Source organism: Pseudomonas sp. ABC1, from assembly GCF_013395055.1.
Taxonomy (GTDB): domain Bacteria; phylum Pseudomonadota; class Gammaproteobacteria; order Pseudomonadales; family Pseudomonadaceae; genus Stutzerimonas.
Genome location: NZ_CP058349.1, coordinates 3629900 through 3654097, shown reverse-complemented (window position 1 = coordinate 3654097; position 24198 = coordinate 3629900). Strand labels below are relative to the sequence as shown.

The following is a 24198-nucleotide window of genomic DNA, read 5'->3' as shown; positions in this document are numbered from 1 at the left end:
CTGCCGAAGCCTGACAGAACCCCCGGCCCCGCGCCGGGGGTTCTGTTTCTGCCCACCCGAAACAGGTACAGCACATGGACTGGTATCCCCATATCACCGTCGCCACCATCGTCGAAGACCAGGGCCGCTTCCTGCTGGTCGAGGAGTTTTCCGGCGGCCAGGCCGTCTTCAACCAGCCCGCCGGACACCTGGAAGCCGACGAGAGCCTGCTCGACGCCGCCCTGCGCGAAACCCTGGAAGAGACTGGCTGGGAGGTCGAACTGACCGGCGTGACCGGCATCTACCTCTACACCGCCCCCTCGAACGGCGTGACCTACCAGCGCGTCTGCTTCTGCGCACGTCCGCTGCGCCACCTGCCCGACAGCCCACTCGACCACGGCATCATCGGCCCACACTGGATGACCCGTGACGAGATAATCCAGCAACGTCCGCGCTGGCGTAGCGAACTGCTGCTGCGCTGCATCGACGACTACCTGAACGGCGAGCGCTTCCCGCTATCGCTGGTAAAGGCCTAGATAGCGGGCGGCAATCCGCCTGAATCGCCCTCGGCCAAGTCTGCTAGAATCCCGCGATTCGAATATCGCTGTCCGGATCGTCATGTCCATTTCAACCGCTTCTCCCGCCAAAACCCGCGTGATCGTCGGCATGTCCGGCGGCGTGGACTCTTCCGTTTCCGCCGTCCTGCTGCTGGAGCAGGGCTACCAGGTGGAAGGCCTGTTCATGAAGAACTGGGAGGAAGACGACGGCACCGAATACTGCACCGCACGAGAAGACCTGGCAGATGCCCAGGCCGTCTGCGACCGCATCGGCATCAAGCTGCACACCGCGAATTTCGCCGCGGAATACTGGGACAACGTATTCGAACACTTCCTCGCCGAATATAAGGCCGGGCGCACACCCAACCCGGACATCCTCTGCAACCGGGAAATCAAGTTCAAGGCCTTCCTCGACTACGCCCTGATGCTCGGCGCCGACCTGATCGCCACCGGGCACTATGTGCGCCGCCGCGACATCGACGGACGCAGTGAACTGCTCAAGGGCCTGGATGCCAACAAGGACCAGAGCTACTTCCTGCATGCCGTGGGTGGCGAACAGATCGGCAAGACCCTGTTCCCGGTCGGCGAACTGGAAAAACCGGCAGTACGCGCCATCGCCGAGCGACATGGCCTGGCCACGGCGAAGAAAAAGGACTCCACCGGCATCTGCTTCATCGGCGAACGACGCTTCAGCGACTTCCTCAAGCAATACCTGCCCGCCCAGCCTGGCGACATCGAAACCACCGAAGGCACCGTCATCGGCCGCCACCACGGCCTGATGTACCACACCATCGGCCAGCGCCAGGGCCTGGGCATCGGTGGCCTGAAGGACGCGAGCGAAGAACCCTGGTACGTCCTGCACAAGGACCTGACACGCAATGTACTGGTGGTCGGCCAAGGCAACGATCACCCTCGCCTGTTTTCCAGCGCCCTGCATGTTTCCCGGATTTACTGGGTCAACCCGTTCGACCTGCAGCAGCCTCGTCGCCTGACCGCGAAGGTCCGCTATCGCCAGGCCGACCAGGCATGCACTCTGGAGCAGACGGCAAGCGGCTACCGCGCCACCTTCGACGAACCGCAACGCGCCGTCACGCCGGGCCAGTCGGTGGTTTTCTACGATGGAGAAATCTGCCTGGGCGGAGGCGTCATCGAAAGCACCGAACCCGGCTGCCAAGGAGAGCATGCATGAGTACCCAAGAGCAGATGATCGCCCTGGGCGCGGTCTTCCAGACCGCGATTCTGGTCGATCGCGTCGCCAAGACCGGCCAGGTGCCATCGGCACCGCTGGAGTGCATGCTGCGCAGCCTGATGATCCGCGACCATGACTCGATACTGGATATATACGGCGGCGATGATCTCAACCTGCGCGACGGCTACCGTGCCCTGGCCGGCACCCTGGAGCGCGACACCGGCAGCCTGCAGCGCGATCCGCTGCGCTATGCCCTCGGGCTGATCGGCCTGGAACGCCAACTGGTCAAGCGCGATGACATGCTGAGGACCATCGGCAGCCGCCTCGACCAGGTGCAATTCCAGATCGAACACTTCGGCCTGCTGCACGACAACGTGATTTCTTCGCTGGGCGGTCTCTACCAGGACACCCTCAGCACCCTGCGACAACGCATCCAGGTGCAGGGCGACATGCGCTTCCTGCAACAACATGACAACGCAGCGAAAATCCGTGCCCTGCTGCTGGCCGGCATTCGCTCGGTCAGGCTCTGGCGCCAGGTCGGTGGCCATCGCTGGCACATGATCGTCTGCCGTGGACGCCTGCTCAAGGCGCTCTATCCGCTCATGGATGCGCAGTACAAATAAGCCCGCGAGGGCTGCCGGCACACGTCGTATCCGCAGGGTAACCCTCCTTCTTCGGGCCGTTTCATGTATCATGTGCGCCCTTTTCGAACACGACCGTCGAGAACTCCATGCAGCTTTCCTCGCTCACTGCGGTTTCCCCCGTAGATGGCCGCTATGCCGGAAAAACCGCCGCCCTGCGGCCGATCTTCAGTGAATACGGCCTGATCAAGAGCCGTGTCAAAGTGGAAGTGCGCTGGCTGCAACGCCTCGCCGCCCACGCCGGCATTCCTGAAGTCGCGCCCTTCTCCAGCGAGGCCAACGCCCTGCTCGACCAACTGGCGGAAGACTTCCAGATCGAGCACGCCGAGCGTGTCAAAGAGTTCGAACGCACCACCAACCACGACGTCAAGGCCGTGGAGTATCTGCTCAAGGAGCAGGCGCGCAAGCTGCCGGAACTGGCTGCCGTCAACGAATTCATCCACTTCGCCTGCACCAGCGAGGACATCAACAACCTGTCCCACGCGTTGATGCTGCGCGAAGGTCGCGACGACGTACTGCTGCCGCTGATGCGCCAGATCGCCGAAGCCATCCGTGCCCTGGCGGTCGAGTTCGCCGACGTGCCGATGCTGTCGCGCACCCACGGCCAGCCGGCCTCTCCGACCACCCTGGGCAAGGAACTGGCCAACGTCGTCTACCGCCTGGAGCGACAGATCGCACAGGTCGCGGCAGTGCCGCTGCTGGGCAAGATCAACGGTGCCGTGGGCAACTACAACGCCCACCTCTCGGCCTACCCGGAGATCGACTGGGAAGCCAACGCCCGCGAATTCATCGAAGGTGACCTGGGCCTGAGCTGGAACCCCTACACCACGCAGATCGAGCCGCACGACTACATCGCCGAGCTGTTCGACGCCATCGCGCGCTTCAACACCATCCTCATCGACTTCGACCGCGACGTCTGGGGCTATATCTCCCTCGGCTACTTCAAGCAGAAGACCGTGGCAGGCGAAATCGGCTCTTCGACCATGCCGCACAAGGTCAACCCGATCGACTTCGAGAACTCCGAAGGTAACCTCGGCATCGCCAACGCGCTGTTCCAGCACCTGGCCAGCAAGCTGCCGATCTCGCGCTGGCAACGCGACCTGACCGACTCCACCGTACTGCGCAACCTCGGTGTCGGCTTCGCCCATAGCGTGATCGCCTACGAGGCCAGCCTCAAAGGTATCGGCAAGCTGGAATTGAACGCCCAGCGCATTGCCGCCGACCTGGACGCCTGCTGGGAAGTGCTGGCCGAGCCGGTACAGACCGTGATGCGCCGCTACGCGGTGGAAAACGCCTACGAGAAACTCAAGGACCTGACCCGTGGCAAGGGCATCACGCCCGATGCGCTGCAGGCCTTCATCGACGGCCTGGATATCCCGGCCGAGGCCAAGGCCGAACTGCGCCAACTGACCCCGGCCAGCTATATCGGCAACGCCGTCGCCCAGGCCAAGCGCATCTGATCGAAGAACCGGACCCTAGCGCCCGGCCGACGCCGGGCGTTTTTATTTACAGCTCGTATTCCGAGCAAGGTAACAAGCGATGACATCCGACATTCCCCTGCAAATCCTCGGTGGTCTCAGCGCCCGGGAATTCCTGCGCGACTACTGGCAGAAAAAACCCCTGCTGATCCGCCAAGCCATTCCTGGCTACCAGAGCCCGATATCCCCGGACGAGCTGGCAGGACTGTCGCTGGAGGAAGAAGTCGAGTCGCGCCTGGTCATCGAACACGGCGACCGCCCCTGGGAGCTGCGTCGCGGCCCATTCGAGGAAAGCACCTACCAGCAACTGCCGGAAAAAGACTGGACCCTGCTGGTACAGTCGGTCGACCAACTGGTGCCGGAAGTCGGCGAACTGGTCGAACACTTCAGCTTCCTGCCCAACTGGCGCATCGACGACATCATGATCAGCTTCGCCACCCCCGGTGGCGGTGTAGGTCCGCATTTCGACAACTACGATGTCTTCCTGCTGCAGGCCCACGGCCATCGCCGCTGGCGTATCGGCCAGATGTGCGACAGCGAGAGTCCGCTGCTGGCACACCCGGACCTGCGCATCCTGGCCGACTTCCAGGGCACCGATGAGTGGGTACTCGAACCCGGCGATATGCTCTACCTGCCGCCGCGCCTGGCCCACTTCGGCACCGCCGAAGACGACTGCATGACCTACTCGGTCGGCTTCCGCGCACCGAGCGCCGCCGAGGTGCTGACCCACTTCACCGACTTCCTCGCCCAGTTCCTCACGGACGAGGAGCGCTATGGCGACCCTGACCTGCAACCCGCCAGCGATCCGCACCAGATCCAGCATGACGCCCTCGACCGGCTCAAGGCACTGCTCGGCGAACACATGAACGACGAGCGCCTGCTGCTGACCTGGTTCGGCCAGTTCATGACCGAGCCACGCTACCCTGAGCGTGTCGAAGGCGCATCGGTCGAGGAAGATGAACTGCTGGCGGCCCTGCAGGATGGCGCCGTGCTCGTGCGCAATCCCAGCGCTCGCATGGCCTGGAGCGAAGTCGACGTCGGCTTGCTGCTGTTCGCCAGCGGCCAGAGCCGCCTGCTGCCGGAACACCTGCGCGAACTGTTGAAGCAGGTATGCTCCGCACAAGCGTTACATATCGACAACCTCGGCCAGTGGCTGGCCGACGAAGATGGGCTTAATCTCCTGCTGCAACTGGTCAAGCAGGGAAGTCTGGAGTTCGCAGATGAATGACTTGCAAATCCGTATCGCGGACTGGAACAGGGACAACGACGACCTGCGCCGCATCCGCGAAGCGGTGTTCGTAGCCGAACAGGCCGTGCCGCCGGAACTGGAGTGGGATGCCGAAGACGCCGAGGCTGTGCACTTCCTCGCCCTCGACGGCGATTATGCGATCGGCACCGCCCGCCTGCTGCGCGACGGCCATATCGGCCGGGTCGCCGTGCTGCGCGACTGGCGCGGCCTGAAGGTCGGCGAAGCGCTGATGCAGGCCGCTATCACCGAAGCCGAGCGCATGGGGCTCGACCGCCAGTTCCTGACGGCCCAGGTACATGCCACCCGGTTCTATGAGCGACTGGGCTTCAAGGTGGTCAGCGACGAATTCCTCGAAGCGGGCATTCCCCACGTGGACATGGTCCGCCAGGGTTGAACCCCTCCGCCTTTGCCTGAGCAGACGTCCCACCCAGGCAAAGGCGGACATTCAGAGCAGACTGCGGCCTTTTTCGAGGTAGCCCGCGAACACCGGCTCGGGCACCATGCTGCCGCCCGTTGCCCAGACCAGGTGCGTAGCCCGCTCCAGCCGCGCCTCACTGGCACCGATACGCGCCAGGTAGCCATCGTCACGCAGAACCCGCTGCATCCCCGGCACACCGGCCAGGGCCGAAGGCTCCAGCCGCACCCCCTCCAGCGCATTGGCTGTCGCCAGCAGGCGGAACAGCGTGTCATCGTCGACCGTGTAGTAGCCATCGATCAACCGCTGCATGGCCTTGCCAACGAACCCCGACGGCCTGCCCACTGCCAGCCCGTCAGCGGCCGTGACGTTATCGATACCCAGCTCCTGAACGCTGATACGGTCATGCAGCCCGGTGTATACGCCCAGCAACATGCACGGCGAATGGGTCGGCTCGGCGAAGAAGCAATGCACGGCATCACCAAACGCCAGCTTCAGCCCGAAGGCAACACCTCCAGGCCCACCGCCCACCCCGCACGGCAGATAGACGAAGAGCGGATGCTCGGCATCGACTCGCACGCCTTCCCGCTCGAATTGCCGGGCCAGCCGTTCCGCCGCGACGGCATAACCGAGGAACAGGTGCGGTGAGTTTTCATCGTCGACGAAATAACAGCGCGGATCGCTCTCGGCCTGCCGCCTCCCCTGCTCGACCGCCACGCTGTAGTCGGAATCGTATTCGACAACAGCGACACCACTGGCCCTGAGCTTGTCCTTCTTCCACTGTCGCGCATCGGACGACATATGCACCGTCGCCTGGAACCCCAGCTTCGCACTCATGATGCCGATGGAAAGCCCGAGGTTACCGGTGGAACCAACCGCAACCTTGTACTGGCCGAAGAAGCGCCGCGCCTCGTCACTGTCCAGCCGTGCATAGTCATCATCCAGAGTGATCAGCCCAGCCTGAAGGGCAAGCTCCTCGGCATGCTTGAGCACCTCGTGGATTCCTCCGCGCGCCTTGATCGAGCCAGAGATGGGCAACTCACCGTCCATCTTCAACCACATCGAACCGCCAGCCGACAGCCCGGCCTCCTGCAACAGGTGCCTGCGCAGTTCGTCTACAGGTTGCAATGGCGACTCGATGATGCCGCCTGCCTCGGCGGTCTGCGGAAAGACCTTGGCCAGATAAGGGGCGAAACGCCGTAGACGCGCACTGGCCTGTGCGACGTCTTCGGCATCCAGGCCAACATCCTCCAATGCGGTGGCAACCGGCACGCATGCGGGGTTGAACCAGTTGGTCTCCCTGAGCGCCAGCAACTCGGCCAGCAGCGGATGACTCGCCTGCCAGGCCTCGAGTGTCTTGCCGTGAATCATGTCGCTTCCTGCCCTATGTACTGAACGAGGACATCATTGTAGGCACACGCACTCGCTGGCGACATCGATGTGAATGCTGGAAAAAAGCACGAAAAACACTCAATCTCCCCACATGCATTCCGGAGCCTTTTCCATGGCCATTCTGCGCAGCATCCTCGCTGGCCTCGCCCTCATCGCCAGCCTGCCCCTCCAGGCCGCCACCGAGGTCATCACGCTGGACTTCCGCCTCGGTGAGCACTTGTTGCCGGTCGCACAGTCGGTCATCGGTAACCAGGGCACGGTCACCGCCCATGAGAACCAGTTGATCGTCAACGCCCCGCCAGAGGCCATTGCCGGGCTGCGTGATGTCTTGCGCCAACTGGACAAGGAACCCAGGCGCCTGCTGATCAGCGTCGACACCCAGGACCGCTCGGCCCGCACGCACAGCGACTATCGCACGCTGGACGATGCAACCACCGCCGACATGGGACAGGCGGACCAACCTCCCCCGACGCAGGGGCGGAGCATCCGCTACCAGACCCAGGGTAACGACGGCGGCATCCGCCGCATCCAGACCCTCGAAGGCCAGCCGGTGATGATCCAGACCGGGCAGGTCATTCCCCTGGAAAGCACCACCACGGACGCCTATGGCCGCCCTCAGCGCGAAACGCGCTATCAGCCGCTCGTGAACGGCTTCCAGGCAACCGCCCAGGTCATCGGCAATCGTGTGGAGGTCACGCTGGAAACACGTCGCGACAGCCTGGCCGGACAGCAGACCAACCGCATCGAGACCCGAGACAGCAGCACCCGGGTCAGCGGCAATCTCGGGGAGTGGATCAGCGTCGCCGAGGTCGATGAAGAGGCCGACTCAAGGCAAGTATCCGGCAGCCGCCGCTACAGCACCGAAGGCCCGCGAAACCTGAGCCTAAGACTAAAGGTGGATATACTCCAATAGGCTCTTTTGGCCTTTCCCCGCAAAATGTAGTGCACTACAAAAAACACTACAAAAAGCATTGACGAAGCATTTTGCCCGGAGCATGATGGCCTCGCTCCCGCTAACCAGGGGCCTGAAAAAGGCTCCCGGAGCGTGCTCAAGCCAACCAGCAGGGCCGCTCCGTGACTGTACTGCTCACAAGGCAGACTGACGAGGTTGCGACTGGAACGAGTCGTCCCGTGGGACGGGGAAGCGCCTGATGCATCGGTCCTGCCGGCCACCGCGACGTCGAACGATCAAGACGACGACAGAATGCTCCACACTCTGCGCGGTTCTGCCCCAAGCCCGATGAAACAGCCCCCGTCACCTTCGGATCAACGTTTCGCCCAGTCGATATTTCGACGCTCTGCCTGGTGCCGCACCGATCAATGCCAGCACGCAGGTTCTCGGCGGGAGCAGTCGGTACCCTAACCAACCCGTATCTTTGAAGGATTGACCATGTCCGCTTATCAAAACGACATCAAGGCAGTTGCCGCTCTCAAAGAAGCCGCTGGCAGCAGCTGGAGCGCTATCAACCCTGAATCCGTCGCCCGCATGCGCGCCCAGAACCGCTTCAAGACCGGCCTGGAAATCGCCCAGTACACCGCTGACATCATGCGCAAAGACATGGCCGAGTACGACGCCGACGCTTCCGTCTACACGCAGTCGCTGGGTTGCTGGCATGGCTTCATCGGACAGCAGAAGCTGATCTCGATCAAGAAGCACCTGAAGACCACCAACAAGCGCTACCTGTACCTGTCCGGCTGGATGGTTGCCGCGCTGCGTTCCGATTTCGGCCCGCTGCCCGACCAGTCCATGCACGAGAAAACCGCCGTTTCCGGCCTGATCGAAGAGCTCTACACCTTCCTGCGTCAGGCTGACTCCCGCGAACTGGACCTGCTGTTCACCGCCCTGGACGCCGCCCGCGAAGCCGGCGACAGCGCCAAGGCTGCCGACATCCAGTCGCAGATCGACAACTACGAGACCCACATCGTACCGATCATCGCCGACATCGACGCTGGTTTCGGTAACCCGGAAGCCACCTACCTGCTGGCCAAGCGCATGATCGAAGCCGGTGCCTGCTGCATCCAGATCGAGAACCAGGTTTCCGACGAGAAGCAGTGCGGCCACCAGGACGGTAAAGTGACCGTTCCTCACGCCGACTTCCTGGCCAAGATTGCCGCTGTTCGCTACGCCTTCCTCGAGCTGGGCATCGACAACGGTATCATCGTTGCGCGTACCGACTCCCTGGGTGCCGGCCTGACCAAGCAGATCGCCGTGACCAAAGAGCCAGGCGACCTGGGCGACCAGTACAACGCATTCCTGGATTGCGAAGAAGTCTCCGCTGCCGAGCTGGGCAATGGCGACGTCGTCATCAACCGCGAAGGCAAACTGCTGCGTCCGAAGCGCCTGCCGTCCAACTTGTTCCAGTTCCGTGCTGGCACTGGCGAAGCACGCTGCGTACTGGACTGCATCACCTCGCTGCAGAACGGCGCCGACCTGCTCTGGATCGAAACCGAGAAGCCGCACGTTGGCCAGATCGCTGCCATGGTTGACGAGATCCGCAAGGTGATCCCGAACGCCAAGCTGGTCTACAACAACAGCCCGTCCTTCAACTGGACCCTGAACTTCCGTCAGCAAGTGTTCGATGCATTCGTTGCCGAAGGCAAGGATGTTTCCGCCTACGACCGCGCCAAGCTGATGAGCGTCGAATACGATGCCACCGAATTGGCTCAGGTTGCCGACGAGAAGATCCGTACCTTCCAACGCGACGGTTCGGCCCACGCCGGTATCTTCCACCACCTGATCACCCTGCCGACCTACCACACCGCCGCGCTGTCCACCGACAACCTGGCCAAAGGGTACTTCGCCGACCAAGGCATGCTGGCCTACGTCAAGGGTGTACAGCGTGAAGAACTGCGCCAGGGCATCGCCTGCGTCAAGCACCAGAACATGGCTGGCTCCGACATCGGCGACAACCATAAAGAGTACTTCGCTGGTGAAGCGGCTCTGAAAGCGAGCGGTAAAGACAACACCATGAACCAGTTCCACTGATTCCGGTGTGCGGTACGCGCCCTCCAGCGCGTACCCCGTAACAAGCAAAGGCCCCGCAATGCGGGGCCTTTGCTTTTCCAGCTCCACAACCTTTCCCATCAGTGCCCCAATGGTCCCCATCGATCACTCGACCTGCATAGGCGCGAGCCTTGTTCCTGTCAGGTTCTTGGCCTGGGCCTACCATCTATGCCATGGTTTGCTCCCCTGGTACCCACGATAAGCGATGAGAAAACGACCATGATCGAAGCCAAAGGCTACGCCGCCCACACATCGGACTCGCCTCTGCAACCCTATGCCTTCCAGCGCCGCAGCCCGGGCGCCAGCGATGTACAGATTGAAATCCTCTACTGTGGCGTCTGCCACTCCGACCTGCATACCGCCCGCAACGAATGGCACAACACCCTCTATCCCTCCGTACCCGGCCACGAGATCGTTGGCCGTGTGGTTGCCGTCGGCGCCAACGTCAAGGGATTCAAGGTCGGTGAACTGGCAGGCGTCGGCTGCATGGTCGACAGTTGCCGTAGTTGCCCGTCCTGTGGCGAAGGCCTGGAGCAGTACTGCGAGAACGGCTTCACCGGCACCTACAACGGCCCGGTATTCGGCGGTGAGAACACACTGGGCGGTTATTCCGACAGCATCGTGGTGGATGAAAAGTTCGTCCTGCGCATCTCCCACAGCGACAACCTGGCCGCAGTGGCGCCGCTGCTGTGTGCTGGCATCACCACCTACTCGCCGCTGCGCCAGTGGAAAGTCGGGCCGGGCCAGAAGGTCGGCGTCGTCGGCCTTGGCGGGTTGGGCCATATGGCGGTGAAGATCGCCAAGGCCATGGGCGCCCATGTGGTGCTGTTCACTACCTCCCCCGGTAAACGCGAGGACGCCCTGCGCCTGGGCGCTGCCGAAGTGGTGGTGTCGAAGAACCCGGACGAGATGAATGCGCACCTGAACAGCTTCGACTTCATCCTCAACACGGTCGCGGCGCCACATGACCTGAACGCATTCCTCACGCTGCTCAAGCGTGACTGCACCATGACCCTGGTCGGCGCCCCGGACTCGCCCCATCCGTCGCCGGATGTCTTCGGCCTGATCTTCAAACGCCGCCGCCTGGCCGGCTCGCTGATCGGCGGTATCGCAGAAACCCAAGAAATGCTCGATTTCTGCGCCGAACACGGCATCGTCTCGGAGATCGAGATGATCGACATCCAGAACATCAACGAAGCCTACGAACGCATGCTCAAGAGCGACGTGAAGTACCGATTCGTGATCGACATGGCCTCGCTGAAAACGGCCTGATCAGAACGGGAAGCTCGACGTATAACCACCCTTACCGAGGCCTCTACGCGCTCCAATACGCGCTAGAGGCCTGGACACTCAGGACGAGAAGACGAAGGGGTCGGCATCCTGATAGGCAGGAAAACGCTCACGGAAGCGCGCCAGATCAGCGGCCTTGAGGGTGGTACGGAAGACACCGTCGGCCTCCCCCGCCGTCAGCAACGGATCACCCAGGAAATCCAGCACCTGGCTGTCGCCGCTGTAGGGATAACCCTTGCCATCGCTGCCGACGCGGTTGACAGCAGCGACATAGCACAGGTTCTCGATGGCCCGCGCCGGCAACAGGCGGTTCCAGGCATCGCGACGCGCAGCTGGCCAGTTGGCTGTGTAGAGCAGCAGATCGGTGCCATGGGGGTCTCGGCTCCATACCGGGAAGCGCAGGTCGTAGCAGATCAGCGGTCGCACCTGCCAGCCCTTGAGCTCGAACAGCGCCTGCTCCTCGCCCGCCGTGTAGTGCTTGTGCTCGCCAGCCATGCGGAACAGATGGCGCTTGTCATAATGCGACACCCGGCCATCGGGCCTTGCCCACAGCAAACGATTGCGGTAACTGCCATCGGCGGCCTGGGTGATCAGGCTACCAGTGATCACCGCACCGATACGCTGTGCCTGTTCGCGCAGCCAGACATGGCTCGGTCCCTGCTCGGGTTCGGCCAGGGCGGCGGAGTCCATCGAGAAAGCCGTGGTGAACATCTCCGGCAGCACCACCAGGTCGGCACCACGTGCCTGCTCCAGCAGCGGCTCGAAGCGACGGCGGTTGGCTTCGGCGTCCTGCCAGACCAGATCGGTCTGGATCAGCGCCAGTTCGAGGTCGGGTAATTGGCTCAGATCGCGCATAGTCGTTGCGCTGCCTGGCGCAGCGTCTCCTCCCGTTTGGCAAAGCAGAAACGCACCAGCCGCAGGTCGGACGGCGCCTCTTTATAGAATACGGAAACCGGAATGGTCGCCACGCCATGCTCGCGGGTCAGCCACTCGGCCATCTGCACATCGTTCAAATCGGGACGGATCGCCGAATAGTCGGCCACCTGGAAATAGGTACCCGGTGAGCGGGTGAAGGTGAAACGCGACCCGGCCAGCAAGTCGCAGAACAAGTCGCGCTTGGCCTGGTAGAAATCCGGCAACTCGGCGATGTGCTGCGGATAGGCTGCCATGAAGTCCGCCAGTGCCCACTGCAGCGGCGTTACCCCGCAGAAGCTGACGTACTGGTGCACCTTGCGCAGTTCGGCGGTCAGGGCCGGTGGCGCAATGGCATAGCCCGTCTTCCAGCCGGTGACGTGGTAGGTCTTGCCAAAGGAGCTGACCACCAGGGCGCGTTGGTACAGCTCTTCGTGGCGCAGCACGCTGGCATGCTCGCGTCCATCGAAGACCAGATGCTCGTACACCTCGTCACTCAGCAGGTAAATCTCGCGCTCACGGATCAGCCCAGCCAACTGGTCGAGGTCAGCCCGGGAAATCAACGCGCCACTGGGGTTGTGCGGGGTATTCAGAACGATCAGCCGCGTACGCTGGCCGATGGCCTCGGCCAGTGCCTGCCAGTCGATGGCGAAGTCGGGCCGCGTCAGTTGCAGATGGATGCAACGCCCTCCGGCCAACTCGACTGCCGGGGCGTAGCTGTCGTAGCTCGGATCGAACACGATCACCTCATCGCCCGGGCGCACCAGCGCCTGGATCGAGCAGAACAAGGCCTCGGTCGCACCGGGGGTGATGGTCACTTCCTGCTCGGCGCTCACTACACGCCCATAGAGCGCGGCGACCTTGGCCGCGACCTGCTCGCGCAAGGCCGGCAAGCCCGTCATCGGGGCGTACTGGTTATGCCCGGCCATCACATGCCGGGCCACCGCCTCGCGCAGTGCCTCCGGCCCATCGAAGTCGGGAAAGCCCTGGGAAAGGTTGATCGCCCCGGTCTGCGCCGCGAGCTGGGACATGGTGGTGAAGATGGTGGTGCCGACGCTGGGCAGCTTGCTCTGGATCATGGGAACGACCGAATGCATGGGGCATGAAAGATTGCATGCCTGCCGGGGCCCTGTCCATATGCGACAACCGAAGCAGACGCGCTCAACCACCGCCCTGTATCTGCCGCAGCAGTGGCTCGCACTGGCTCGGCTCATCGCCGGCACTGGGTGCCACCAGCGCCAGCAAACCTGCCGCTGGCGCCACGGCCACGCCAAGCGCCACCAGGCCGGCTCCGCGCAACGCCAAGGGTGTGACCTGCACACCCGCATCCGGCGTCTTGAACGTCCCGCGCACGTAGAGTGGCGAGCGCAGGGAGAAAATGCGCAGCCCCTTGGTCGCCGGCGTAATGGTGAAATCCAGCCGTTCGGTGGCGAAGTTGGCACTGCCGTCGACCTTGATCACTGCATTGTCGGTATCGATGACGAACAGGCGCGCACTCATCAGCCCCTGCTTGATGCCAAGGTCGGCGGCGGCGCAGTGAATCTTCACTTCATCGTCCCCGAACAGCCGCCCCACCAGGTAATTGCCCACGTTAAGCCCGGCGATTTCCATCAGGCCACGGCTGACCGCGCCATCGTTGATCAGCATCTTCAGCTCCCCGTCCGCGCCGCCCAGCAAGGCGGCCAAGGAGTTGCCACGACCTGCCAGGCTGGCATCACCGTTGAGCTCACCAAAACTCGTCTGCATGGGTGCGAAACCGGGAAACAGTTGCTTGAGCTTGAGATCCCGCGCACGCACGCGCATCCGCCCCTGCAACGGCGTGGATGCGCCGTCGAGGCGTATGTTCGCATCGAGCTGGCCACCCGCCAGGCCAAAGCGCAGTGGCTCCAGGGAGAGCCGGCCATCATTGAGCACCACATGGGTGTCCAGGCCGCTGAGGGGCAGTTGTTCACTGTGCACGATGCGCTTGCCAATGAAACGCACGTCGGCATCCATGGCGCGCCAGCGGTCAGTGCGAAACTCGGCAGCAGGCAGAACGCGATTCGTCGGCGGGCCTCCCGACGTGTTCTTCTCGGCAGTCGGGTTGGCGCCGATCAGCGGCGCCAGGTCGCTGAACAGCAACTGGTTGGACGTCAGTTGCCCGGACAGCTTGGGGCGGGGCTCACGGGCAACGAAGGTCAGGTCACCGTGGATATCGCTGTCGCCGATACGCCCATTGAAGCCGAGGTAGCGAAAGACGGCGCCATCGCTGTCACGCAAGTCCGCCTGCAGACGGCCATCGGTGCTGTAACGCGAGGTTTCCGGCAGGGTCACGCCAGTCAGTGGGTAGAGTTGGCCCAGGCTGCTACCGGACAGACTCAGGCGCAGATCCAGTGCACCGAGGTTCTGTGGGTCAGTCAGGCTACCTGCCAGGACGATATGGGTGGTGCCGATGCGCAGGTCCACCTGCAACGGGAAAGGCTGCGCGGCGTCGTGCAACGCCAGCAGCCCCCCGACCTTGCCGGTGCCAGTCACCGCCTGACCACGGAAACGGCCCTTGGCCTGCCAGGCAAAGGCGTAATCCTGTGCGCGGGCAGTCGTCTCGGCCAGGCGCTCGGCAACGCCCTTGCCAACGATCTCGGCGAAAGGAATGGGCTCGCCGAGCGGCTCTACCGAGGCCTCCAGGCGGGTGTCGCTGCTTTTGTCATCGAGCTTGACCTGGCCTTTGTCGAAACCGATGGTGCCAATGTCCAGCGTCCAGGGGCTGCTCGCCTCCGAGCGCTCGTTGCCCAGGTCGAACACCCAGTTGGCCCGCCCATCAGCCAGGCGCTGCAGATCGACAATCGGCCCCCCTAACTCAATACTCGGAATGCTCACGGTCTTCCACAGTAGCGGCAACGGCGACAGGCGCAAACGCACACTGTCGAGGCTGATGAAGGTATCGCCCTGCGCCCATTCGGGATTCCCCAGGCGCAGCCGCTCGGCGGAGATATGCGGCCAGGGTATCCAGGCACCCAACCGTTGCTGGCCAGCTTCGCGCTGCCAGACCACGCGCAAATCACCCTCGATGGCGAACGGTCGGTCGAGTGCTGCCGAGACCTGCTCGTTGATCAGCGGGCGCGCCCGATTCCAATCGAACAACGCCAGAAACACGATAAGCGCTGCAATCAGCAACAGGGAAACGGCGACCAGCCATACCAGCAGCTTGCGTACATAGCGCATCCATCGACCTCCTTTCGTCCTGGACCGAGCGCTACTCGCTCGCCCTGATGTCCATATGACTGAAAAGATCGACCAACGCTCCACACGCCTGACGGGAAAGGATAAATACCCGGCACCAAGAGTCCGGAGCGCGAGTCAGGCAATGCGCCTGATCGCGCCCCGGATCACGCCAGCTTTCGCTACACAGCGACCGGCCATGAGATGCCGCAGGGTGTTACTTCTTCTTGTCCCGACGCTTCTTCTCGGCCTTCTTGTGGTGCGACATAAGCCGGCGCTTCTTGTTCACCTGGCGATCGGTCAGGGTGTTCTTCTTGCCCTCGTAAGGGTTCTCGCCACCCTTGTACTCGATGCGGATCGGCGTCCCGACCAGCTTGAGCACGCGCCGGTAGGTATTTTCCAGGTAGCGCGAGTAGGACTTGGGCACCGCGTCGACCTGGTTGCCGTGGATCACGATCAGTGGCGGGTTGGCCCCCCCCAGGTGGGCATAGCGCAACTTGATACGGCGGCCGCTGACCATCGGCGGCTGGTGCTCGCGCACAGCGTCCTCGAGGATCTGCGTCAGGCGACTGGTCGGCCAGCGGGTGATGGCCGAGCGGAAGGCATTCTGTACCGACTTGTAGAGGTGCCCGACCCCCGTACCGTGCTTGGCGGAGATGAAGTGGATATCGGCGAAGTCCACGAAGAACAGCCGGCGCTCCAGCTCGGTCTTCACATAGTCACGCTCCGAGGGCTCCATGCCGTCCCACTTGTTCAGCGCGATGACCAGCGCCCGGCCGGTTTCCAGCACGAAGCCGAGCAGGTTGAGGTCATGCTCGACCACCCCTTCCCGCGCATCCATGACGAAGATCACCACGTTGGCGTCCTGGATCGCCTGCAGAGTCTTGACCACGGAGAACTTCTCCACGGCCTCGAAGATCTTGCCGCGACGACGCACACCAGCGGTGTCGATCAGGGTGTATTTCTCTTCATCGCGCTCGAACGGGATGTAGATACTGTCGCGGGTGGTACCGGCCTGGTCATAGACGATGACCCGCTCCTCGCCGAGCATGCGGTTGACCAGGGTCGACTTGCCGACGTTCGGGCGACCGATGATGGCGATCTTGATGCCGTCCTTCTCGCTCGGGCCGGGAATTCGAGCGAGTTCCTGCTCTTCGGAACCCGGTTCTCCAGCCTCATCCTCTTGCGCAACGACCTCCGGCTCTTCCTGCTTGAAGAGACCCAGTACGTCCTGCAGCAACTGGCTGATACCACGGCCATGGGCAGCGGCGATGGGCGAGGCATCACCCAGCCCCAGGGGGCTGAACTCGGCACGTGCCAGGTCCGGGTCGACCGTGTCGACCTTGTTGGCGACCAGGAAACTGCGCTTGTTCCGCTTGCGCAGATGCTCGGCGATCATCTGGTCGGCAGCGGTCAGGCCAGCGCGCGCATCCACCATGAACAGCACGGCATCGGCTTCTTCGATGGCTTGCAGGGACTGCTCGGCCATCTTCGCGTCGATACCTTCCTCGTCACCGGAGAGACCGCCGGTATCGATTACGATATAGGTCTGGCCTTGCCATTTGGCCTCGCCATACTGGCGGTCGCGGGTCAGCCCGGCGTATTCGGCCACGATGGCATCGCGGCTCTTGGTCAGTCGGTTGAACAGCGTGGACTTGCCCACGTTGGGGCGGCCCACCAGGGCGATTACGGGAACCATGCGGCTCTCCATTGTGATATTTCAGAAAACACGAAGGCCGCTGCATGGCAGCGGCCCAGCACTCACACGACAGCAGGCGTTATTGCGCCTCAGTCGTTCGACTCGATGGTCAAGGCAACCAGCTTGCCGTCGTTGCCATAGGCATACAACCAGTCACCCTCGACCACCGGGCGGCTGCGCAGTCCGGCGCTGTCGATACGGATACGCGATACGAAGCGGCCATCGATCTGGCTCAGCAGATGCAGATAACCTTCGAAATCACCCACGGCGACATAGCTGGAGAACACCGCTGGTCCCGACAGTTGGCGGCGCGTCAGCTCTTCGTTGCGCCACAGGGCGGTGGTCGAGCGCTCATCGATGGCCTCGACCGAACCGTCCGCCAGGCTCAGGTAGATGCTGCCGTAACCCTGGGCAATGCCGGAGTAGGTCGACGCATCGCGCTGCCACAGAATGCGTCCGCTCTGCAGTTCCAGTGCCGCGGCACGGCCCTGGTAGGACGCGACGTACAGGGTTCCGCCGGACAACAGCAGGCCACCGTCGATATCGACGATACGCTCCAGTTCGGAACGGCCCTGGGGAATGGCGACACGCTGTTCCCAGACAGGCAGGCCACGGCTGGTATCCAGCGCCACCACCTTGCCTGACGACAGCCCTGCAATGGCCAACTGGTTAGTCAGCAAAGGCGCGCCCGTGCCACGCAGCGTCAATACCGCTGGCGAGCTCTCGTAGCTCCAGCGTGCGCTGCCATCGTCGATGTTCAATGCGATCAGGCGGTCATCCTGGGTCTGCACCAGCACGATGTCGCCATTGATTGCAGGGGATGCCAGCACTTCGCTGCTGACCTTGCTGCGCCAGACCTGCTCGCCACTTTCGACGTCCAGGGCCAGCACTTCGCCGGTCAGGGTACCGACCACCACGATGCCGTAGCCGACACTGACGCCACCCGAAACGGGGACTTCCAGGTCTTTTTTCCACTGGACCTTGCCGGTCTCGCGGTCCATGGCAACCACCAGCCCTTCAACGTCGGCGGCATAGATATGCTCGCCGTAGAGGGCAGGCGTGAGCAGGTTGTAAGTCTTGCCCTGACCATCGCCAATGGAGCGGCTCCATTGCTTCTTCAACTTCACTTCAGCAGTGAACTTGGTCAGTTCGGCAGGCTGAGGTTCTTTCTTGTCGGTGCTGCTGCAACCCACGACCAGAACGGCCAGGGCCAGCAACGCGGTTGTCTTCCAGCGCATGGCTTCAACCCTCCTCTCGGGCCAGATCATCGAGCTTCAATTGCAGGCCACCGATGGCGGCGTCCTGGGACAGCGACTCCTTGGCCTTGCTGTAGGCCGCGAGGGCTTCGTCACCACGACCAAGTTGTACCAGCAGATCGCCACGCAGCTCTTCACGGCCAGCGGCGAACGCCTTGTCAGCCTCGCCATTCAACAGCGCAAGGGCATCCTCGGCCTTGTCCTGTGCGGCCAGCACACGGGCCAGACGCTGGCGAGCCAGCTCTTCCAGGGTGGCATCGGCAGGCTTGTCCAGCACTAGGCGCAATTCGCCGGCGGCATCGTCGAGACGCCCGGCTTCCAGGGCGACCTTGGCCACGAACAGGCTGCCGTACTGGGCATACTGGGTACCGGCAAAATCCTTCTTCAAGATGCCGCCCAGCCGCACGATCTCGGCAGGATCGACTTGCGGGGAATCGAGCGCGGCCGTCAGCAGTTGCTGATAGACGACTGATGCACCTTGCGCCTGCTTGACCTGATGGTTCTGCCAGAACTGCCAACCGAACACCAGTACCAGGGCCACCAGGCCACCGGTCACCAAGGGTTTCCCGTTGCGCTGCCACCAGTCCTTCAGTTGCTCGATTTGTTCGTCTTCGGTAGCCGTGCTCACACGTTCACTCCTTTCATTCGCGTTGATCTCAGGCCTGCTCGGCACAGGCTGCCAGATGCCCGGCCAGGGCATCCCAGGCAATATTCTGCTGTTCGTCATCGTCACGCAGCGGCTTGCAACCTACCACGCGCGCGGCCAGTTCGTCCTCGCCCAGAATCAGGGCGAAACGGGCGCCACTCTTGTCCGCTTTCTTGAACTGGCTCTTGAAACTGCCACCACCACTATTGACCAGCAAATGCAGGCCGGGGACGTTGTCCCGCAGGCGCTCGGCCAACTCCAGTGCCGCCAGCTCCGCGGCCTCGCCAAAGGCGCAGATATAGGCATGGGGCAACCGACTCAGCGCCTCAGGCACCAGTTCCAGGGTTTCCAGCAACAGCACCAGGCGCTCGACCCCCATGGCGAAGCCCACACCGGGCGTCGGCTTGCCGCCGAACTGGCTGACCAGCCCATCGTAGCGGCCACCGGCACAGACGGTTCCCTGGGTACCCAGTTTGTCGGTCACCCACTCGAACACCGTGCGACCGTAATAGTCCAGGCCACGCACCAGCTTCGGGTTGATCTGGTAGGCGATGCCGACCGCATCCAGGCGGGCCTTCAAGCCTTCGAAATGCTCGCGCGAGGCGTCGTCCAGATAATCGCTCAGGGTCGGCGCACCGATCAGCAACGCTTGGGTCTGGGCATTCTTGCTATCGAGAATGCGCAGCGGGTTGGTGGTCAGGCGGCGCTGACTGTCTTCGTCGAGCTGGTCGAAACGCTCGCGCAGGTAGGCCACCAGCGCATCACGGTACTCGGCACGTGCTTCGCTGGAACCGAGGCTGTTCAATTGCAGGGTCACGGCATCCGCCATACCCAGTTGCTTCCACAGGCGCGCGGTCAGCACGATCAGTTCGGCATCGATGTCCGGGCCCGGCTGGTTGAACACCTCAACCCCGATCTGGTGGAACTGGCGGTAGCGGCCTTTCTGCGGTTTCTCGTAGCGGAACATCGGCCCGGTGTACCAGAGCTTCTGTACCTGACCACCACCGCTCAGGCCATGCTCCAGCACTGCACGCACGCAACCGGCGGTACCTTCCGGGCGAAGGGTCAGGGACTCTTCGTTGCGGTCGAGGAAGGTGTACATCTCCTTGTCCACGACATCGGTGCCTTCGCCGATTCCTCGGGCGAACAGGTCGGTGAACTCGAGGATCGGCAGACGAATCTCGCTGTAACCGTAACTGTCGAGCAGTTGTGCGAAGGTCGTTTCCAAGTAACGCCAGGTCGGTGTCTGTCCGGGCAGGATATCGTTCATCCCACGGATGGCTTGCAGGGACTTGCTCAATGCTTTTCCTTAATCAACTGCGAATGATCAGCGCAGACTCGGCCTGGGCCTTTTCGGCGGCCTTTTCGCGGATCAGTTGTTCGAGTTCGTCGACCAGATTGTCGTTGGTCAGCTTCTGGGCCGGCTTGCCGTCGATGTAGATCAGGTTGTTCGGGCTGCCGCCGGTCAAGCCGATATGCGCCTCCTTGGCCTCCCCCGGTCCGTTCACCACGCAGCCAATCACCGCGACGTCCATCGGCACCAGCAGGTCGTCCAGGCGACCTTCCAGCTCGTTCATGGTCTTAACCACGTCGAAGTTCTGCCGCGAGCAGCTCGGGCAGGCGATGAAATTGATGCCACGTGAACGCAGGCGCAGGGATTTGAGGATATCGAAGCCGACCTTGATCTCCTCGACCGGATCAGCGGCGAGGGAAATGCGGATGGTGTCGCCAATCCCCTCGGCCAACAGCATGCCAAGGCCGACAGCGGACTTGACCGTACCCGAGCGCAAACCACCCGCTTCGGTGATCCCCAGGTGCAGCGGCTGTTCGATCTCTTTGGCGAGCAGCCGGTAAGCCGCCACGGCCATGAATACGTCGGAGGCTTTCACACTGACCTTGAAGTCATGGAAGTTCAGCCGGTCCAAGTGCTCGACATGGCGCATCGCCGACTCGAGCAGCGCTTCGGGCGTCGGCTCGCCGTACTTCTTCTGCAAATCCTTTTCCAGGGAGCCGGCATTGACGCCGATCCGGATAGGGATACCCCGGTCCCGCGCCGCCTCGACCACGGCCTTGACCCGGTCTTCGCGGCCGATGTTGCCCGGGTTGATACGCAGGCAGTCGACGCCCAGCTCCGCCACGCGCAATGCGATCTGGTAATCGAAATGGATATCGGCCACCAACGGAACCCGGACCTGCTTCTTGATCAGGCCGAACGCCTCGGCAGCTTCCATGGAAGGCACAGACACACGGACGATATCGGCGCCTGCATTTTCCAGGCGCTGGATCTGGGCGACCGTCGCAGCCACATCACAGGTTTCGCTGTTGGTCATGCTCTGCACTGCGATGGGTGCATCGCCGCCGACAGGCACATTACCGACCCAGATCTTGCGGGAAACCCGCCGCTTGATAGGAGACTCGCCGTGCATCATTACTGTCCAAGCTTGAAGCGTGCGATTTCGCCACGCATATGAGGCGCCAGATCGACCGGCTCACCGTTGTAGCGCACCTGTACAGCCGAAGCGCGGCCCAGGTGAATGGAAATGGGGGCCTTGCCCGTCAGCACCTGACTGCTGCCCGCCTTGGCCAGGGTACTGAGCAGTACTTTTCCATCAGCATCGGTCAGTTGGATCCAGCAATCACCGCTGAAGCTCAGCTCGATGCGCCCCTCACCCGCTGCCAGCGGCTGCTCCACCGGTGCCGGCGCAGTGGGGGCAGCCTGTGGCGCGGGCGCCGCATCGGTGGGCGTCGTGTCAGCCGCCGGAACAGAAGGCGCCGGTTCGACATTCTCTGATGGCGGAGTCTCATCCCCGGTGGTGGTCTGGGCGATCTCTACATCGGCGATGCCTGGCTCATCTGGCGTCGCGATTTCGCTCGGATCCAGGACATGGATCTCGGTAGTGCCGTCAACCGATTCCACCTCGATTCGCTCGAACGCGCTGCTGAGGTTGCCGATGGCATCGCCATCGGCCTGCTCCTGCCACCAGTAGAACGCCGTGACCAGCAAGACCAGCAGCAGACTGATGCTGAACAGGCGCAACACACTGCGCGCCACTCCGGAAGGCTCATCGATACGTTCCAGGCTATGCACCGTACTGCTGGCGGCACCGCTGCCTGTATGCACATCGAACTCATGCACGAGCCGGTTCTGGTCCAGCTCCAGGAACTTGGCGTAGGAGCGAACGTAACCCCGTGCGAAAGTCGCGCTCGGCAGCCGGGAGAAATCACCGCTCTCGATCTGCTGCAGGGTCTTTACGGGCAGGTTGAGCTGCAAGGCGACCGTCGCCAGCGACAGCCCTTTGCTCTCGCGCGCCAGGCGCAGGGTCTCGCCAGGGTTGGCGGAAACCGATGATGGGGATTCTGGGTACGATGCGCTCATCGTTGCTCCGACTGGTACTGCTTGTATTCAGGAGTGCCTGGGTATAGACGCTGCAGTTGCGACGCCAGGAGTGCGACCTGCTCATGCTGCTGGTGGATTTCCGCCAGGCGGATGCCCAGTAGCAAGCTGCGAGCATTCTGCCCGGACAGTTGGCCGAAGGCATCATAATAGTCTTTCGCGGGCACGTATTGTCCGGCGTCGAAAGATAACTGCGAAAGTTCGAGCAAAGCCATGGGTTGCCGGCTGTCCAGGCGCAATGCACGCTTGAAATGACCTTCGGCGCTGGCTGGCTGCCCAAGGCGCAGCGCGGTTATCCCGAGGTTCTCGAAAACCCTGGCGCGCTCGACATACAAAGTGTCTTCGGACGCTTGGCTGAAGCGTTCCATGGCTTCCTGGTAGCGCCCCTGCTCGAACAGGAAACCGCCATAGTTATTGAGGATGCGCGCATCGCCACCTGCGGCGAGCGCCGCCCGAAAGTGCTTATCCGCCATGGCAGTCTCCATCTCCCGCTGGAAAACCAGCGCAAGCGCCGCATGTGCATCGGCACTCTTCGGATCGAGTTCGAGTGCACTGGAGAGCGGAGCTTTGGCGCTTGCCGTCTCGCCCTGGGCCAGATAGCCAAGCCCCAACTGGATATAGGCATCCCGCGCCTGACTACGACCGGCCTCGCTCTTCAGCGGATCGGCGGTGCCAGAGCTCACACAGCCACCCAGCACGCCCATCATGAGGAAAAGCAGAAACGCGAGTCGCACATCCATGGGCGAGCCTCTCAGGAATGACCGGCGGCTACGGATGTATCACTCTGCAACTCACGGACAGCGATATAGCGCTCGCTCCGACGCGTCCGGTCCATCACCTGACCTACCAACTGACCGCAGGCGGCATCGATGTCCTCGCCGCGGGTGGTGCGCACCGTCACGTTGAAGCCGGCCTTGTGCAAGGCATCCTGAAAACGCCGGATGGCATTGTTGCTCGGGCGCTCGTAACCGGAGTGTGGAAACGGGTTGAACGGAATCAGATTGACCTTGCACTCGATGCCGGCCAACAGCTCGATCATTTGCCGAGCATGCTCGGGCTGATCGTTGACACCTTCCAGCAGCGTGTATTCGATAGTCAGGAAACGCTTCTCGCCGAGGTGCGAGATATAACGCTGGCAAGCCTCCAGCAGCATCTTCAGCGGATACTTGCGGTTGATCGGCACCAGCTTGTCGCGCAGTTCGTCATTGGGCGCATGCAGCGACAGCGCCAGGGACACATCGATGACCTTGGCCAACTCGTCGATCATCGGTACCACGCCCGAGGTGGAGAGCGTGACCTTGCGCTTGGAAATGCCGTAGCCCAGATCATCCATCATGATGTGCATGGCGGCGACGACATTGTCGAAATTCAGTAACGGCTCACCCATCCCCATCATCACCACGTTGGTGATGGCCCGATCGATCTTGGCCGGGACGGTTCCGAATGATTTGTTGGCGATCCACACCTGACCGATCACTTCGGCCGCGGTGAGGTTGCTATTGAAGCCCTGCTTACCGGTCGAGCAGAAGCTGCAGTCCAGTGCACAGCCGGCCTGAGACGATACACACAGCGTGCCCCGCCCCCCTTGAGGGATGTAGACGGTTTCCACGCAACTGCCCGAGGCGACACGCACCACCCACTTGCGGGTGCCATCGCTGGAAATGTCTTCGCTGACGATTTCCGGACCGCGTATCTCGGCAGAGGCCTTGAGCTTTTCACGCAAGGCCTTGCCGATGTTGCTCATGGCGTCGAAATCATCGACGCCAAAATGGTGGATCCACTTCATGACCTGACCGGCACGGAAACGCTTCTCCCCGATGGAATCGAAGAAACTCTCCAGTTGCGGCTGGGTCAGGCCCAGCAGGTTCACTTTACCGGTCGATACAGTCATGGGCTCCA

General features: G+C 62.5%; 21 protein-coding genes. 9 read left to right on the top strand and 12 right to left on the bottom strand.

Features of this window, described 5'->3' with window-relative positions:
* Positions 1–74 precede the first annotated feature (74 nt).
* The 6 genes from HW090_RS16105 (at position 75) to HW090_RS16080 (ending at position 5487) form a co-directional block, all read left to right on the top strand.
* Positions 75–515, top strand: a complete 441-nt coding sequence (locus HW090_RS16105) for an NUDIX hydrolase (protein WP_179114479.1) — start codon at positions 75–77, stop codon at positions 513–515.
* Between the two features lie 82 nt (positions 516–597).
* Positions 598–1725: a tRNA 2-thiouridine(34) synthase MnmA gene (gene mnmA, locus HW090_RS16100; protein ID WP_179114478.1), complete on the top strand. Its 1128-nt coding sequence runs from the start codon at positions 598–600 to the stop codon at positions 1723–1725.
* Positions 1722–2348 (top strand): high frequency lysogenization protein HflD, encoded by a 627-nt coding sequence (gene hflD / locus HW090_RS16095; protein WP_179114477.1) that lies wholly within the window; start codon positions 1722–1724, stop codon positions 2346–2348. Before mnmA ends, hflD begins: the two co-directional genes overlap by 4 nt.
* 107 nt (positions 2349–2455) lie before the next feature.
* Entirely contained in the window at positions 2456–3826 is a 1371-nt protein-coding gene (gene purB, locus HW090_RS16090; RefSeq protein WP_179114476.1) for an adenylosuccinate lyase, read from the top strand.
* A gap of 79 nt (positions 3827–3905) precedes the next feature.
* Positions 3906–5072, top strand: coding sequence for a cupin domain-containing protein (locus HW090_RS16085; RefSeq protein ID WP_179114475.1), 1167 nt, complete (start codon positions 3906–3908; stop codon positions 5070–5072).
* Positions 5065–5487, top strand: a complete 423-nt coding sequence (locus tag HW090_RS16080) for a GNAT family N-acetyltransferase (protein WP_179114474.1) — start codon at positions 5065–5067, stop codon at positions 5485–5487. Before HW090_RS16085 ends, HW090_RS16080 begins: the two co-directional genes overlap by 8 nt.
* A 51-nt stretch (positions 5488–5538) precedes the next feature.
* Here the strand turns inward: HW090_RS16080 and HW090_RS16075 are convergent, their stop codons facing one another.
* Entirely contained in the window at positions 5539–6879 is a 1341-nt protein-coding gene (locus tag HW090_RS16075) for a D-serine ammonia-lyase (protein ID WP_179114473.1), read from the bottom strand.
* Positions 6880–7012: 133 nt separating this feature from the next.
* Between HW090_RS16075 and HW090_RS16070 the strand changes: the two genes are divergently transcribed.
* From HW090_RS16070 to HW090_RS16060, 3 genes are all read left to right on the top strand, one after another.
* Positions 7013–7813 (top strand): secretin N-terminal domain-containing protein, encoded by an 801-nt coding sequence (locus HW090_RS16070; RefSeq protein ID WP_179114472.1) that lies wholly within the window; start codon positions 7013–7015, stop codon positions 7811–7813.
* 477 nt (positions 7814–8290) lie between these two features.
* The gene (locus HW090_RS16065) at positions 8291–9886 is read left to right on the top strand and encodes an isocitrate lyase (RefSeq protein ID WP_179114471.1); all 1596 of its coding nucleotides are present in this window, start codon (positions 8291–8293) and stop codon (positions 9884–9886) included.
* Between the two features lie 237 nt (positions 9887–10123).
* Positions 10124–11176, top strand: coding sequence for an NAD(P)-dependent alcohol dehydrogenase (locus tag HW090_RS16060; protein WP_179114470.1), 1053 nt, complete (start codon positions 10124–10126; stop codon positions 11174–11176).
* 78 nt (positions 11177–11254) lie between these two features.
* Here the strand turns inward: HW090_RS16060 and HW090_RS16055 are convergent, their stop codons facing one another.
* The 11 genes from HW090_RS16055 to rlmN form a co-directional block, all read right to left on the bottom strand.
* Complete coding sequence (locus HW090_RS16055) at positions 11255–12049, bottom strand: amidohydrolase (protein ID WP_179114469.1); 795 nt, start codon at positions 12047–12049, stop codon at positions 11255–11257.
* Positions 12037–13185, bottom strand: coding sequence for a pyridoxal phosphate-dependent aminotransferase (locus tag HW090_RS16050; RefSeq protein ID WP_179114468.1), 1149 nt, complete (start codon positions 13183–13185; stop codon positions 12037–12039). Before HW090_RS16050 ends, HW090_RS16055 begins: the two co-directional genes overlap by 13 nt.
* A gap of 82 nt (positions 13186–13267) precedes the next feature.
* Entirely contained in the window at positions 13268–15307 is a 2040-nt protein-coding gene (locus tag HW090_RS16045) for an AsmA family protein (protein ID WP_179114467.1), read from the bottom strand.
* Positions 15308–15521: 214 nt separating this feature from the next.
* Positions 15522–17003, bottom strand: a complete 1482-nt coding sequence (gene der / locus HW090_RS16040; protein ID WP_179114466.1) for a ribosome biogenesis GTPase Der — start codon at positions 17001–17003, stop codon at positions 15522–15524.
* Positions 17004–17092: 89 nt separating this feature from the next.
* Entirely contained in the window at positions 17093–18241 is a 1149-nt protein-coding gene (bamB, locus tag HW090_RS16035) for an outer membrane protein assembly factor BamB (protein WP_179114465.1), read from the bottom strand.
* A gap of 4 nt (positions 18242–18245) precedes the next feature.
* The gene (locus tag HW090_RS16030) at positions 18246–18887 is read right to left on the bottom strand and encodes a YfgM family protein (protein ID WP_179114464.1); all 642 of its coding nucleotides are present in this window, start codon (positions 18885–18887) and stop codon (positions 18246–18248) included.
* Between the two features lie 28 nt (positions 18888–18915).
* Complete coding sequence (gene hisS, locus HW090_RS16025) at positions 18916–20205, bottom strand: histidine--tRNA ligase (RefSeq protein ID WP_179114463.1); 1290 nt, start codon at positions 20203–20205, stop codon at positions 18916–18918.
* A 13-nt stretch (positions 20206–20218) separates the two neighbouring features.
* Entirely contained in the window at positions 20219–21331 is a 1113-nt protein-coding gene (gene ispG, locus HW090_RS16020; RefSeq protein WP_179114462.1) for a flavodoxin-dependent (E)-4-hydroxy-3-methylbut-2-enyl-diphosphate synthase, read from the bottom strand.
* A gap of 2 nt (positions 21332–21333) precedes the next feature.
* Positions 21334–22281: a RodZ family helix-turn-helix domain-containing protein gene (locus HW090_RS16015; RefSeq protein ID WP_179114461.1), complete on the bottom strand. Its 948-nt coding sequence runs from the start codon at positions 22279–22281 to the stop codon at positions 21334–21336.
* A complete protein-coding gene (gene pilW / locus HW090_RS16010) occupies positions 22278–23039 on the bottom strand; it encodes a type IV pilus biogenesis/stability protein PilW (protein WP_179114460.1) in 762 nt (253 codons plus the stop codon). The genes HW090_RS16015 and pilW overlap by 4 nt, the downstream gene beginning before the upstream one ends.
* An 11-nt stretch (positions 23040–23050) precedes the next feature.
* On the bottom strand, positions 23051–24190 hold the full coding sequence (gene rlmN / locus HW090_RS16005) for a 23S rRNA (adenine(2503)-C(2))-methyltransferase RlmN (RefSeq protein WP_179114459.1): 1140 nt from the start codon (positions 24188–24190) through the stop codon (positions 23051–23053).
* Positions 24191–24198 lie beyond the last annotated feature (8 nt).